Annotated in this window: 12 protein-coding genes and 1 other RNA gene; all 13 read left to right on the top strand. The window is 63.5% G+C overall.

The genetic code is table 11. From position 1 onward, the window contains the following. Positions 1–17: 17 nt before the first annotated feature. The 13 genes from rnpB to ACF8SD_RS14065 all read left to right on the top strand — a co-directional run bounded on the left by rnpB (position 18) and on the right by ACF8SD_RS14065 (position 14080). An RNA gene (gene rnpB, locus ACF8SD_RS14125) (RNase P RNA component class A) lies at positions 18–378 on the top strand. Positions 379–686: 308 nt separating this feature from the next. After that, positions 687–1142 carry a division/cell wall cluster transcriptional repressor MraZ gene (gene mraZ / locus ACF8SD_RS14120; protein ID WP_021784148.1) on the top strand — a complete coding sequence of 152 codons (456 nt, stop codon included), beginning with the start codon at positions 687–689 and terminating at the stop codon, positions 1140–1142. Further along, positions 1139–2086, top strand: coding sequence for a 16S rRNA (cytosine(1402)-N(4))-methyltransferase RsmH (rsmH, locus tag ACF8SD_RS14115; RefSeq protein ID WP_009684422.1), 948 nt, complete (start codon positions 1139–1141; stop codon positions 2084–2086). The genes mraZ and rsmH overlap by 4 nt, the downstream gene beginning before the upstream one ends. Beyond that, the gene (ftsL, locus tag ACF8SD_RS14110) at positions 2083–2376 is read left to right on the top strand and encodes a cell division protein FtsL (protein WP_009684421.1); all 294 of its coding nucleotides are present in this window, start codon (positions 2083–2085) and stop codon (positions 2374–2376) included. The genes rsmH and ftsL overlap by 4 nt, the downstream gene beginning before the upstream one ends. Continuing rightward, on the top strand, positions 2376–4124 hold the full coding sequence (locus ACF8SD_RS14105; RefSeq protein WP_161893096.1) for a penicillin-binding protein 2: 1749 nt from the start codon (positions 2376–2378) through the stop codon (positions 4122–4124). The genes ftsL and ACF8SD_RS14105 overlap by 1 nt, the downstream gene beginning before the upstream one ends. After that, a complete protein-coding gene (locus ACF8SD_RS14100; protein ID WP_392483567.1) occupies positions 4121–5611 on the top strand; it encodes a UDP-N-acetylmuramoyl-L-alanyl-D-glutamate--2,6-diaminopimelate ligase in 1491 nt (496 codons plus the stop codon). The genes ACF8SD_RS14105 and ACF8SD_RS14100 overlap by 4 nt, the downstream gene beginning before the upstream one ends. After that, positions 5604–6971 carry a UDP-N-acetylmuramoyl-tripeptide--D-alanyl-D-alanine ligase gene (gene murF, locus ACF8SD_RS14095; RefSeq protein WP_392483566.1) on the top strand — a complete coding sequence of 456 codons (1368 nt, stop codon included), beginning with the start codon at positions 5604–5606 and terminating at the stop codon, positions 6969–6971. Before ACF8SD_RS14100 ends, murF begins: the two co-directional genes overlap by 8 nt. Next, positions 6971–8053, top strand: coding sequence for a phospho-N-acetylmuramoyl-pentapeptide-transferase (gene mraY, locus ACF8SD_RS14090; protein ID WP_003251852.1), 1083 nt, complete (start codon positions 6971–6973; stop codon positions 8051–8053). Before murF ends, mraY begins: the two co-directional genes overlap by 1 nt. Before the next feature lie 6 nt (positions 8054–8059). Continuing rightward, positions 8060–9406: a UDP-N-acetylmuramoyl-L-alanine--D-glutamate ligase gene (murD, locus tag ACF8SD_RS14085; protein ID WP_392483594.1), complete on the top strand. Its 1347-nt coding sequence runs from the start codon at positions 8060–8062 to the stop codon at positions 9404–9406. Continuing rightward, on the top strand, positions 9406–10617 hold the full coding sequence (gene ftsW / locus ACF8SD_RS14080) for a putative lipid II flippase FtsW (protein WP_173891733.1): 1212 nt from the start codon (positions 9406–9408) through the stop codon (positions 10615–10617). Before murD ends, ftsW begins: the two co-directional genes overlap by 1 nt. After that, positions 10607–11686 (top strand): undecaprenyldiphospho-muramoylpentapeptide beta-N-acetylglucosaminyltransferase, encoded by a 1080-nt coding sequence (murG, locus tag ACF8SD_RS14075; RefSeq protein WP_173890966.1) that lies wholly within the window; start codon positions 10607–10609, stop codon positions 11684–11686. Before ftsW ends, murG begins: the two co-directional genes overlap by 11 nt. Next, entirely contained in the window at positions 11679–13127 is a 1449-nt protein-coding gene (gene murC, locus ACF8SD_RS14070) for a UDP-N-acetylmuramate--L-alanine ligase (RefSeq protein ID WP_029886559.1), read from the top strand. Before murG ends, murC begins: the two co-directional genes overlap by 8 nt. Then, positions 13124–14080 (top strand): D-alanine--D-alanine ligase, encoded by a 957-nt coding sequence (locus ACF8SD_RS14065; RefSeq protein ID WP_009684410.1) that lies wholly within the window; start codon positions 13124–13126, stop codon positions 14078–14080. Before murC ends, ACF8SD_RS14065 begins: the two co-directional genes overlap by 4 nt. Positions 14081–14084 lie beyond the last annotated feature (4 nt).

The raw sequence follows: 14084 nt of genomic DNA, 5'->3' as shown, positions 1-14084 counted from the left end.
GTTAACCTAGTCGGCGGAGAGTCGATCGGACAGTCGCTGCCGTCTTTTGTTCCGCAAAAGATCGGGGGAGGAAAGTCCGGGCTCCACAGGGCAGAGTGCCAGGTAACGCCTGGGAGGCGCGAGCCTACGGAAAGTGCCACAGAAAATAACCGCCTAAGCACTTCGGTGCCGGTAAGGGTGAAAAGGTGCGGTAAGAGCGCACCGCACGGCTGGCAACAGTTCGTGGCTAGGTAAACCCCACTCGGAGCAAGACCAAATAGGGTTCCATCAGGCGTGGCCCGCGTCGGAACCGGGTAGGTTGCTAGAGGCGTCCAGTGATGGCCGTCGTAGAGGAATGACTGTCCTCGACAAAACCCGGCTTACAGATCGACTCTCCACCTTTCTTTTCTGCATCTTTCGATAGCAGACCCCCCTTTGGTAATACCGAAAAAATCTTACTCTTAATAAATTACTTTAAGTTCAAGCCCCAGTGGCTTGTGCAGGTTTGATTTTTCTCGTGTTTTTTTCATTGTGAAATACCTTTCACAATCCTTTAACGCGCTAAATCTCGGTCCTGTAAGGCTTTTCCTTCCGAACGTGCCTTGACGGTGCCTCCGGCGGATTCCTATAGTGTGCGCAAGTGGCAGAAAGTGGGATGAAGTGGGTTTTCTGGCACAAAAAAGATAACATTGTGGGGAATCGCAGCCGTGTTCCGCGGAGCCAACGCCGTCAGTCTCGATGCCAAGGGCCGACTCGCCATGCCGAGCCGGTACCGTGACGAGCTCGATTCGCGTTGCAACGGTCAGCTGATCGTGACCATCGACGCCGTGGACCCGTGCTTGTGTGTTTATCCCCTCGATGAGTGGGAACAGATAGAAGCCAAGTTGCGTGCCTTGCCATCGTTGCGTGAGGAAAACCGCCGCCTGCAGCGATTGCTGATTGGCAATGCGGTAGACCTGGAGCTCGACGGCAGTGGGCGTTTCCTGGTGCCGCCCCGTTTGCGTGAGTACGCCAAGCTCGACAAGAAGGCGATGCTGGTGGGGCAACTGAACAAATTCCAGCTGTGGGATGAAGATGCCTGGAACGTGGTTTCGGCAGCCGACCTTGCAGCTATTCAACAACCGGGCGCCATGCCCGACGAACTGCGTGACCTGATCCTGTGACCATAGATAGCGGCTTCAACCACATTACCGTCCTGCTCGACGAAGCTGTCGAGGCATTGGCCTTGCGCGCCGACGGTTGCTATCTGGACGGCACGTTCGGCCGTGGCGGACACAGCCGCCTGATCCTCAGCAAGCTCGGGCCGCAAGGGCGGCTGCTGGGCTTCGACAAAGACCCACAAGCGATTGCCACAGGGCAAGCGCTGGCGGCCGAAGACGGCCGCTTTGTCATTGTGCAGCGCAGCTTTGCCGAGTTGGGCGCAGAAGTGGCCGAGCGCGGTCTGCATGGCAAGGTCAGCGGCGTGCTGCTGGACCTTGGCGTGTCCTCGCCGCAACTGGACGACCCCGAGCGGGGCTTCAGCTTTCTCAATGATGGCCCGCTGGACATGCGCATGAACCCCGACCAGGGTGTCAGCGCTGCCGAATTCATTGCCACCGCGCCGGTGGAAGAAATTGCCCGCGTGTTCAAGGAGTATGGCGAAGAGCGCTTTGCCGGGCGCATGGCGCGTGCCGTGGTCGAGCGCCGCGAAAAGCAGCCGTTCACCCGCACTGCCGACCTGGCAGAGGTGCTCAAGGTGGCCAACCCGGCCTGGGAAAAGGGCAAAAACCCGGCTACCCGCGCCTTCCAGGGCTTGCGCATCCACGTCAACAACGAACTGGGTGACCTGGAGGCGGGGCTTGAGGCCGCGCTCGACGCGCTCGAAGTCGGCGGTCGGTTGGCGGTCATCAGCTTCCACTCGCTGGAAGACCGTATCGTCAAACTGTTCATGCGCAAACTGGTCAAGGGCGAAGCCGACAACCTGCCACGCAACCTGCCGGTGCAGCACAAGGTCTTCGAGCCCAAGGTCAAGCTCATCGGCAAGGCCCAGTTCGCCTCCGAAGCTGAGCTCAAGGCCAACCCGCGGTCGCGCAGCGCCGTGATGCGTGTGGCGGAGAAGTTGCGGTGAGCAGGCTGTTCGCCAAGCCCTTGCCAGGCGGGAGCTTCCTGATGCTCCTGCTGTTCGTTGCCGTGCTGGTTTCGGCCATTGCGGTGTCCTACAGCGCGCACTGGAACCGCCAGTTGCTCAATACCCTGTACGGTGAGCTGAACGAGCGTGACAAGGCCCAGGCCGAGTGGGGCCGGTTGATCCTCGAGCAGAGCACCTGGACCGCGGCCAGCCGTATCGAAAACCTTGCGTCCGAGCAATTGAAGATGCGCGTGCCTGCGGCTGACGAAGTGCGGATGGTGGCGCCATGATGAAACTCGAAGGCGCACTGTACCCATGGCGTTTCCGCGTGGTCATCGGCCTGCTGGCACTCATGGTCGGCGCCATCTGCTGGCGCATCATCGACCTGCAGGTGGTCGACCGTGACTTCCTCAAGGGCCAGGGCGACGCGCGCAGCCTGCGCCATATCTCGATCCCGGCACACCGTGGGCTGATTACCGACCGCAACGGTGAGCCATTGGCGGTCAGCACCCCGGTCACGACCTTGTGGGCCAACCCCAAGGAAATGCAGGCCTCCAAAGAGCGCTGGCCGCAATTGGCAGCAGCGTTGGGGCAAAACCCGCAGCAGCTGAGCGAGCGCCTGACCCAGCAGGCCAACAAAGAGTTCATCTACCTGGTTCGCGGCCTGACCCCGGAGCAGGGCCAGCACGTGCTCGACCTGAAAGTGCCCGGCGTGTACGGGCTGGAAGAGTTCCGCCGGTTCTACCCGGCCGGTGATGTCACTGCGCATATGGTCGGCTTCACCGACCTGGACGACCACGGGCGCGAGGGGGTCGAGCTGGCCTATGACGAGTGGCTGGCCGGCGTGCCTGGCAAGCGCCAGGTCATCAAGGACCGGCGCGGCCGGCTGATCAAGGATATTCAGGTCACCAAGAACGCCAAGGCCGGGAAGACCTTGGCGTTGTCGATTGACCTGCGTCTGCAGTACCTGGCTACCCGCGAGCTGCGCAACGCCATTGCCGAACAGAACGCCAAGGCCGGCAGCCTGGTGATCATGGACGTCAAGACCGGTGAGGTCCTGGCCATGGTCAACCAGCCGACCTACAACCCCAACAACCGCCGCAGCATGTTCCCGGCGGCCATGCGTAACCGGGCGATCATCGACGTGTTCGAGCCAGGTTCGACGGTAAAGCCGATCTCCATGAGCGCAGCGCTGGAAAGTGGCCGCTGGAAGCCTACCGACAAGGTCGAGGTATACCCCGGCAGCCTGCAGATCGGCCGTTACACCATCAAGGACGTGTCGCGTAGCGAGGGGCCGATCCTCGACCTGACCGGCATCCTGATCAACTCCAGTAACGTGGGCATGAGCAAGATCGCCTTCGACATCGGTGGCGAGGCCATCTACCGCGTGATGTCCCAGGTCGGCCTGGGCCAGTACACCGGCCTTGGTTTCCCGGGTGAGCGTGTCGGCAACCTGCCGAACCACCGCGAGTGGCGTAAGGCCGAGACGGCCACCCTGTCTTACGGCTACGGCGTGTCGGTGACCGCCCTGCAGCTGGTGCATGCCTACGCGGCATTGGCCAACGACGGCAAGATGGTCCCGCTGTCGATCCTCAAGGTGGACAAGGCGCCCGAGGCGGTGCAGGCCATTCCGAAGGAAACCGCAGAAACCATCCAGGGCATGTTGCAGCAGGTGATCGAGGCCCCGCGCGGCGTGTTCCGCGCGCAGGTGCCGTTCTACCACGTGGCCGGCAAGTCCGGTACTGCACGTAAAGCCACGGTGGGTTCCAAGGGTTACACCGAAAACGCCTACCGCTCGCTGTTCGCAGGCTTCGGCCCGATGAGCGATCCGCGTTACGCCATCGTCGTGGTGATCGACGAACCGGGCAAGGGTGGCTACTTCGGTGGCCTGGTTTCGGCACCGGTGTTCAGCAAGGTCATGTCCGGCACCCTACGCCTGATGAACGTGCCGCCAGACAACCTGCCGCCGCCAGCTGCTGCTGCACCTGCCGGGCAACCACAAGTCAATGCTGCCGCTGCCAAGGGAGGGCGTGGATGATGACAATGCCATTGAGCAAACTGTTCGCCCACGCCAGCCGCGACCCGATGATCCGCGAACTGACCCTGGACAGCCGCAACGTGCGCCCGGGTGACCTGTTCCTGGCAGTGCCGGGGGCCAAGGTCGATGGCCGTGAGCACATCGCCGATGCCTTGGCCCGCGGTGCTGCCGCCGTGGCTTATGAAGAGCAGGGCGCCAACGTGCTGCCGTTGACCGATGTGCCGTTGATTCCGGTCAAAGGGCTGATCGCTCAGCTGTCGGATATTGCCGGCCGCTTCTATGGCGAGCCCAGCCGGCAGTTGGACCTGGTCGGCGTGACCGGTACCAACGGCAAGACCAGTGTCACCCAGTTGCTGGCGCAAGCGTTGGACCTGCTCGGCAAGCGCTGCGGCCTGATCGGCACCCTCGGTACCGGGTTCTACGGTAAATTGCAACGTGGCCGCTTGACCACCCCCGACCCAATTGCCGTGCAGTCCACGCTGTATGACCTGAAAAAGGATGGCGCCAAAGCCGTGGCCATGGAGGTGTCTTCCCATGCCCTGGAACAAGGCCGCGTGGCTGCCCTGGCTTTCGACATTGCGGTGATGACCAACCTGTCCCGCGACCACCTCGACTATCACGGCAGCATGCAGGCGTACGAAGCGGCCAAGGCCAAGCTGTTCGCCTGGCCGAGCCTGCGCTGCCAGGTGGTGAACCTGGACGACGAGTTCGGTCGGCGCCTGGCTCAAGCTTTCGACGATAGAGCGCCGGCAGATGCTATCGAGTCACGGCTGCTCAGCTATAGCCTGGAAAACCGGGACGCGGATCTGTTCTGCACCAAGGCCGAATTCGACGACCATGGCGTGCGCGCCACATTGGTCACTGCCCAGGGTGAGCGCATTCTGCGCAGCCAGCTGTTGGGCCGTTTCAACCTGAGCAACATGCTGGCGGCGGTGGCAACCCTGCTGGCAATGGACTTCGCCCTCGACGAGATTCTCCGCGTCATCCCCAAACTGCAAGGGCCGGTTGGCCGCATGCAGCGCCTGGGTGGCGGTGCCAAGCCATTGGTGGTGGTCGACTACGCACACACGCCCGACGCGCTGGAGAAGGTTCTCGAAGCCCTGCGCCCGCATGCTCACGGCCAGCTGCTGTGCCTGTTCGGCTGCGGCGGCGACCGTGATCGCGGCAAGCGCCCACTGATGGCCGAAGTGGCCGAGCGCCTGGCGGACCGCGTGCTGGTCACCGATGACAACCCGCGTAGCGAAGACCCGCTGCGCATCTTCGACGACATTCGCCCCGGTTTTGCCAAGCCTGCCGAGGTGGAATTCATCGCTGGCCGCGGCGCGGCCATTGCGCACCTGATTGCCACCGCTGCTGCCGACGACGTGATCGTGTTGGCCGGCAAGGGGCACGAGGATTATCAAGAGATCAACGGCGAGCGCCATGATTTCTCCGACTTGATCGAAGCCGAAAAGGCACTTGCAGCCTGGGAGGCTCCACATGCTTAAGCCCATGTCACTCAGCCAGCTGGCCCCGCTGCTGAACGGTCAGCAGATCGGCGCAGATGCGGCGTTCACCGGCGTCAGCATCGACAGCCGCAGTGTCAGTGCCGGGCAACTGTTCGTTGCCCTGGCCGGCCCGCGTTTCGACGGCCACGACTACCTGGCCGATGTCAAAGCCAAGGGTGCCGTCGCGGCGCTGGTCGAGCGCGAGGTGGCCGATGTCGACCTGCCGCAATTGCGCGTGGCTGACTGCCGCCTGGCCCTGGGCCAGCTCGGGGCACTGAACCGTGCCGCCTATGACAAGCCGGTGGTGGCCATTACCGGCTCCAGCGGCAAGACCACAGTCAAGGAAATGCTTGCCAGCATCCTGCGTACCCGTGGCCTGGTGCACGCCACCCGTGGCAACCTCAACAACGACCTCGGTGCGCCGCTGACCCTGCTGGAAATCGCCGCGGAGCACAGTGCTGCGGTGATCGAGCTGGGCGCTTCGCGCATCGGTGAAATTCGCTACACCGTCGGGCTGACCCGGCCGCAGGTGGTCGTCATCAACAACGCCGGTACCGCCCACGTTGGCGAGTTCGGCGGCCCGGAGAAAATCGTCGAAGCCAAAGGCGAGATTCTTGAAGGCCTGGGCGAGGGCGGTATCGCCATTCTCAACCTGGACGACAAGGCGTTCGCAACCTGGAAGGCCCGTGCCGGGGCCCACAAGGTCATCAGCTTCGCCCGCAGCGACGCCCGTGCCGATTTCCATGCCAGCGCCATAGGGCGCGACGCCCGTGGTTGCCCGTCATTTCAGCTGCATGGCGCCGGCGAGGTGGCCCAGGTACAGCTCAATGTGCTCGGTGAGCACAATGTCAGCAACGCCCTGGCCGCTGCCGCCGCTGCCCATGCCGTTGGTGTGAGCCTGGCAGGCATTGCGGCTGGCCTTGCGGCGGTACAGCCGGTCAAGGGCCGCACCGTGGCGCAGATCGCGCCCAGTGGTGTGCGTGTGATCGACGACAGTTACAACGCAAATCCCACCTCGATGTGCGCGGCCATTGATATACTCGCCGGCTTCCCCGGCCGCACCGTCCTGGTGCTTGGGGATATCGGCGAATTGGGGCAGTGGGCGGAAGAAGGCCACCGGCAGGTCGGCGACTACGCGCGCGGCAAGGTCGACGCCCTGTATGCAGTGGGTTCCAACATGAAACATGCGGTCGAGGCGTTCGGCGCCAATGGCCGTCATTTCGCTACTCAAGCTGAGCTGATCGATGCAGTTACTGCCGAGAACGCCAGCGACACCACTATTTTGATCAAGGGCTCGCGCAGCGCTGCGATGGAAAACGTCGTGGCGGCTTTGTGCGGTGCCAGCGGGGAGAAACATTAATGCTGCTGCTGTTGGCCGAGTATCTGCAACAGTTCCACAAAGGCTTCGCGGTCTTTCAGTACCTGTCCCTGCGCGGGATTCTGGGTGTACTGACCGCGTTGTCCCTGGCGCTGTGGCTGGGGCCGTGGATGATTCGTACGCTGCAAATTCGCCAGATCGGCCAGGCCGTACGTAACGACGGCCCGCAATCGCACCTGTCCAAGTCCGGCACCCCGACCATGGGCGGCGCACTGATTCTGTCGGCCATCGCTGTCAGCACCCTGCTGTGGGCCGACCTGAGCAACCGCTACGTCTGGGTGGTGCTGATCGTCACCCTGGCCTTCGGTGCCATCGGCTGGGTCGACGACTACCGCAAGGTGATCGAAAAGAATTCCCGGGGCCTGCCAAGCCGCTGGAAGTACTTCTGGCAGTCGGTGTTCGGCCTGGCGGCGGCGGTGTTCCTGTACAAGACCGCACCGACCAGCGTCGAAACCACGCTGATCCTGCCATTCATCAAGGACGTTACCATTCCGCTGGGCGTCGGCTTCGTGGTGCTGACCTACTTCGTCATCGTCGGCTCCAGCAACGCGGTCAACCTCACCGACGGCCTCGACGGCCTGGCCATCATGCCCACGGTGATGGTCGGCGGCGCGCTGGGCATCTTCTGCTACCTGTCGGGTAACGTGAAATTCGCCGAGTACCTGTTGATTCCCTACGTGCCTGGCTCGGGCGAACTGATCGTGTTCTGTGGCGCCTTGATCGGTGCCGGCCTGGGTTTTTTGTGGTTCAACACCTACCCGGCACAAGTCTTCATGGGTGACGTCGGCGCGCTGGCGCTGGGCGCTGCCCTGGGCACTATCGCGGTGATCGTGCGCCAGGAAATCGTGCTGTTCATCATGGGCGGCATCTTTGTCGTGGAAACCCTGTCGGTGGTGATTCAAGTCGCCTCGTTCAAGCTGACCGGCAAACGGGTGTTCCGCATGGCACCGATCCACCACCACTTTGAACTCAAGGGCTGGCCAGAGCCACGCGTAATCGTCCGCTTCTGGATCATCACTGTGATCCTGGTGCTGATCGGCCTTGCCACCCTGAAACTGAGGTAGATGAGCGTGTCTTTGATCGCTTCCGACCAATTCCGCATCGTTGTCGGCCTCGGCAAGAGCGGCATGTCCCTGGTTCGCTTCCTGGCGAGCCGGGGCATTGCCTTTGCGGTCGCCGACACCCGCGAGCAACCGCCGGAACTGGACACCCTGCGCCGTGATTACCCGCAGGTGGAAGTGCGTTGTGGTGAACTGGACGTAGACTTCCTGTGCCGCGCCAACGAACTGTACGTAAGCCCTGGCCTGGCCCTGGCTACCCCGGCCCTGCAGCAGGCCGCTGCGCGGGGCGTGCAACTGTCGGGGGATATCGAACTGTTCGCCCGCCATGCCAAGGCGCCGATCATCGCCATCAGCGGTTCCAACGCCAAGAGCACCGTGACCACGCTGGTGGGTGAAATGGCAGCCAAGGCCGGCAAGCGCGTGGCCGTGGGCGGTAACCTGGGAACCCCGGCACTGGACCTGCTGGCCGATGACGTCGAGTTGTACGTGCTGGAGCTGTCGAGCTTCCAGCTGGAAACCACCGACCAGCTCAATGCCGAAGTGGCCACCGTGCTGAACATCAGCGAAGACCACATGGACCGCTACAGCGGCCTGCCGGCCTATCACCTGGCCAAGCACCGCATCTTCCGCGGTGCCAGGCAGGTGGTCGTGAACCGCCAGGACGCCCTGAGCCGGCCCCTGCCGGTAGAAGGCCGCCCTTGCTGGTCCTTCGGCCTCAACCAACCAGACTTCAAGGCCTTCGGCCTGCGCGAAGTGGATGGCGAGAAATACCTGGCGTTCGAATTCCAGGCATTGCTGCCGGTGCGCGAGCTGAAGATTCGCGGCGCTCATAACCAGAGCAATGCACTGGCTGCGTTGGCCTTGGGCCATGCTGCCGGCTTGCCGTTCGAGCCGATGCTCGAGGCGCTGCGCGAATTCGCTGGCCTGGCCCACCGTTGCCAGTGGGTGCGCGAGCGCAACGGCGTGAACTGGTACGACGATTCCAAGGCCACCAATGTCGGTGCTGCCCTGGCCGCCATCGAAGGCCTGGGGGCCGATATCGAGGGCAAGCTGGTGTTGATCGCCGGTGGCGACGGCAAAGGCGCCGAGTTTGGTGCCCTGCGTGAACCGGTCAAGCGTTTTTGCCGCGCCGTGGTGTTGCTGGGCCGTGATGCCGAGCGCCTTGCCCAAGCCTTGGGTGATGACGTGCCGCTGGTGCGGGTAAAAACCCTCGACGACGCCGTGCAACAGTGCGCCGACCTGGCCCGGGCCGGCGATGCCGTACTGTTGTCGCCAGCCTGCGCCAGCCTTGACATGTTCAGGAACTTCGAGGAACGCGGGCGGCTGTTCGCCCAGGCAGCGGGGGCCCTGGCATGATCTTCGGTGTGCTCAAACCCTATCCGTCGCCGCTGATCAGCGGCCGTGGCATCGACCTCGACTTCGCGATGCTGGCCGGCTGCCTGGCCTTGCTCGGTCTGGGCCTGGTGATGATCACCTCGGCCTCCTCGGAAGTGGCTGCAGTGCAGTCGGGCAATCCGCTCTACCACATGTTCCGCCATCTGGTGTACGTGCTCCTCGGTGTAGTGGCCTGTGGCGCAACCCTGATGATCCCGATCGCCACCTGGCAGCGCATGGGCTTCCTCATGTTGCTGGGCGCCTTCGGCTTGCTGGTGCTGGTGCTGGTGCCGGGGATCGGCCGCGAAGTGAACGGCTCCATGCGCTGGATCGGCTTCAGCTTCTTCAATGTGCAGCCTTCGGAAATCGCCAAGGTGTTCGTGGTGGTCTACCTGGCCGGGTACCTGGTGCGCCGCCAGACTGAAGTCCGCGAGACGTGGATGGGCTTCTTCAAACCTTTCATCGTGTTGCTGCCGATGGCTGCGCTGCTGCTGATGGAACCGGACTTCGGCGCCACCGTGGTGATGATGGGCGCGGCCGCGGCCATGTTGTTCCTTGGGGGTGTCGGGCTGTTCCGCTTCAGCCTGATGGTGGTGCTGGCAGTGTTGGCGGTGTTCGTTCTGGTGCAGGCGCAGCCTTACCGCATGGCGCGCCTGATCACCTTTACCGACCCATGGTCCGACCAGTTCGGCTCCGGTTACCAGTTGACCCAGGCGTTGATCGCGTTCGGCCGCGGCGAGTGGCTGGGCGTTGGCCTGGGCAACAGTGTGCAGAAGCAGTTCTACCTGCCTGAAGCGCACACCGACTTCGTGTTCTCGGTATTGGCCGAAGAGCTGGGGGTGGTCGGCTCGCTGGTGACTATCGCCCTGTTCGTGTTCGTGACCGTCCGCGCCCTGTACATCGGCCTGTGGGCGGAGAAGGCCAAGCAGTTCTTTGCCGCGTACATGGCGTTCGGCCTGGCCTTCCTGTGGATCGGCCAGTTCCTGATCAACATCGGGGTGAATGTCGGCTTGCTGCCGACCAAAGGCCTGACCTTGCCGTTCCTCAGCTACGGGGGCAGCTCGCTGGTCATCTGTTGTGCTTGCGTGGGCTTGTTGTTGCGTATCGAGTGGGAAAGCCGTACGCACCTGGGCAGCGAGGAGCACGAGTTCAGCGAAAGCGATTTTGCCGAGGAGACCAGTCATGGCCGCTGACGGCAAGAACGTACTGATCATGGCCGGCGGTACCGGCGGCCATGTGTTCCCGGCGCTGGCCTGTGCCCGTGAGTTCCAGGCGCGCGGGTACAGCGTGCACTGGCTGGGTACCCCGCGCGGTATCGAGAATGAACTGGTGCCCCAGGCCGGCGTGCCCCTGCACCTGATCCAGGTCAGCGGCCTGCGCGGCAAAGGCAAGCTGTCGTTGCTCAAGGCACCCTTGACCCTGATCAAGGCCGTTCTCCAGGCAAGGCGGATCATTCGCCAGCTCAAGCCGGTATGCGTGCTGGGCTTTGGCGGTTATGTGACCGGCCCCGGCGGCGTGGCTGCGCGGCTGTGTGGTGTGCCGCTGGTGATCCATGAGCAGAACGCCCGCGCCGGTACCGCCAACCGCTTGCTGGTGCCGCTGTCTGCGCGGGTTTGCGAGGCGTTTCCGAACACCTTCGAGGCCAGCGACAAGCGCCGCACCACCGGCAACCCGGTGCGCCCCGAGCTGTTCCTGGATGCGCCACGCGCGCCCTTGGCCGAACGCAGGGCACGGCTGTTGGTGCTGGGCGGCAGCCTGGGGGCGGAACCATTGAACAAATTGTTGCCTAAGGCCCTGTCCGAAGTGCCTGCTGCCCTGCGGCCCGAGGTGTTTCACCAGGCCGGCAAGCAACACGCGCAGGTCACCGCCGAGCGTTATCACGAGGCCGGCGTCGAGGCTCAGGTCGAGCCTTTCATCAAGGACATGGCCCAAGCCTATGGCTGGGCCGACATGGTGGTGTGTCGGGCGGGGGCGCTGACCGTCAGCGAGCTGGCGGCGGCAGGCCTGCCTTCGGTGCTGGTGCCGTTGCCTCACGCAATCGACGATCACCAGACCCATAACGCCCAATATCTGGCTCGCGAAGGTGCTGCCTTCCTGATGCCACAAGCGACAACTGGCGCAGCGCAGCTCGCTGAACGCCTGAACGAGGTGCTGATGCAACCCGAGAAACTCAATGTCATGGCAGGTACCGCACGGCGCCTGGCCAAACCTGCAGCAACCAGCACCGTGGTCGATATCTGCCTGGAGGTGGCTCATGGTTGAGAGCCAGAAAGCCATGCCCCAGCCGAAAATGGGTCGTATCCGTCGCATTCACTTCGTCGGTATCGGCGGCGTGGGCATGTGCGGCATTGCCGAAGTGTTGCTGAACCTGGGCTATGAAGTGTCCGGTTCCGACCTGAAGGCCTCCCCGGTCACCGAGCGCCTGGAGTCATTCGGTGCCGAGATCTTCGTCGGCCACCGTGCCGAGAACGCTGCCACTGCCGATGTGCTGGTGGTTTCCAGCGCCATCAACCCGGCCAACCCGGAAGTGGCCACCGCCCTCGAGCGGCGTATCCCGGTGGTACCGCGTGCCGAGATGCTCGCCGAGCTGATGCGCTACCGCCACGGTGTGGCAGTCGCCGGTACACACGGCAAGACCACCACCACCAGCCTGCTGGCCTCGGTATTCGCCGCCGGCGGTCTGGACCCGACTTTCGTCATCGGTGGTCGCCTGACTGCGGCCGGCACCAATGCCCAGCTGGGCACCAGCCGTTATCTGATCGCCGAAGCCGATGAAAGCGATGCCAGCTTCCTGCACCTGCAGCCGATGGTGGCTGTGGTCACCAACATCGACGCCGACCACATGGCGACCTATGAAGGCGACTTCAACAAACTGAAGAAAACCTTCGTCGAGTTCCTGCACAACCTGCCGTTCTACGGCCTGGCGGTGATGTGCCTGGACGACCCGGTGGTGCGCGAGATTCTGCCGCAGGTGAAGCGCCCGACCGTGACCTACGGTTTCAGCGAAGAGGCCGACATCCGCGCCATCAACGTGCGCCAGCAGGGTATGCAGACCCATTTCACCGTGCTGCGCCGCGACTGCGAGCCGCTGGACGTGTCGGTGAACATGCCGGGCAACCACAACGTGCTCAATGCCCTGGCCACCATCGCCATTGCCACTGACGAAGGCATCACTGACGAAGCCATCGTGCAGGGTCTGTCCGGCTTCCAGGGTGTCGGCCGTCGCTTCCAGGTCTACGGCGAGCTGCCGGTCGAAGACGGCAGCGTGATGCTCGTCGATGACTACGGCCACCACCCGACCGAAGTGGCCGCGGTGATCAAGGCTGTGCGCGGTGGCTGGCCAAGCCGCCGCCTGGTGATCGTCTACCAGCCGCACCGCTATAGCCGCACCCGCGACCTGTACGACGATTTCGTTCAGGTGCTGGGCGATGCCAACGTGCTGCTGCTGATGGAGGTGTACCCGGCTGGCGAAGAGCCCATCCCCGGCGCCGACAGCCGGCAGCTGTGCCACAGCATTCGCCAGCGCGGCAAGCTCGACCCGATCTACATCGAACGCGGCGCCGAGCTGGCGCCACTGGTCAAGCCGTTGCTGCGCGCTGGCGACATCCTGCTCTGCCAGGGTGCCGGTGACGTTGGCGGCCTGGCCCCGCAACTGATGAAAAGCCCGCTGTTCGCTGGCGCCAAGCAGGAGAAGTCGAAATGACCAGCGCCTACGACAAGCTGCACTCTACCCTGGACGTGAAAGCGTTTGGCCGCGTTGCCGTGCTGTACGGCGGCAAGAGTGCCGAGCGCGAAGTGTCGCTCAAGTCTGGCGCCGCCGTGATCGATGCGTTGACCAGCGCCGGTGTCGACGTCGTTGCCATCGACGTCGGTGACGACCTGCTCGACCGCCTGCAGAACGAGAAGATCGACCGCGCCTTCATCATCCTCCACGGCCGTGGCGGTGAGGATGGCAGCATGCAGGGGCTGCTGGAGTGCCTGGGCATCCCTTATACCGGTAGCGGCATCCTCGCTTCGGCCCTGGCCATGGACAAGCTGCGTACCAAGCAGGTGTGGCAGAGCCTGGGCATTCCTACCCCGCGCCACGCGGTGCTGGCGAGTGAAAGCGATTGTTTGCAGGCCAGTACGGAACTGGGCTTCCCGCTGATCGTCAAACCCGCCCATGAAGGCTCTAGCATCGGCATGGCCAAGGTGAACAGCGCCGAGGAACTGATCGCCGCCTGGCAAGACGCTGCCCAGTACGATTCCCAGGTACTGGTGGAGCAGTGGATCCACGGCCCGGAGTTCACCATTGCGGTGCTGCGCGGCCAGGTGCTGCCGCCGATCGCCTTGGGTACACCGCACGTGTTCTACGACTACGACGCCAAGTACATCGCCAACGATACCCAGTACCGCATTCCGTGCGGCCTGGATAGCGCCAAGGAACAGGAACTGATCGACCTGACCGCCCGTGCCTGTGATGCCGTTGGCATCGAGGGCTGGGGGCGGCTGGACGTAATGCAGGACGAGCAAGGCCGGTTCTGGCTGCTCGAAGTAAACACCGCACCCGGCATGACCGATCATAGCCTGGTGCCCATGGCGGCCCGCGCGGCTGGCCTGGACTTCCAGCAACTGGTGCTGGCAATCCTGGCCGAAAGCGTGGCAACGCGAGGTTAACCAT

This window comes from Pseudomonas sp. CJQ_9, assembly GCF_043106615.1.
Lineage (GTDB): Bacteria > Pseudomonadota > Gammaproteobacteria > Pseudomonadales > Pseudomonadaceae > Aquipseudomonas > Aquipseudomonas juntendi.
This window is presented reverse-complemented; position numbering and strand designations above follow the sequence as displayed.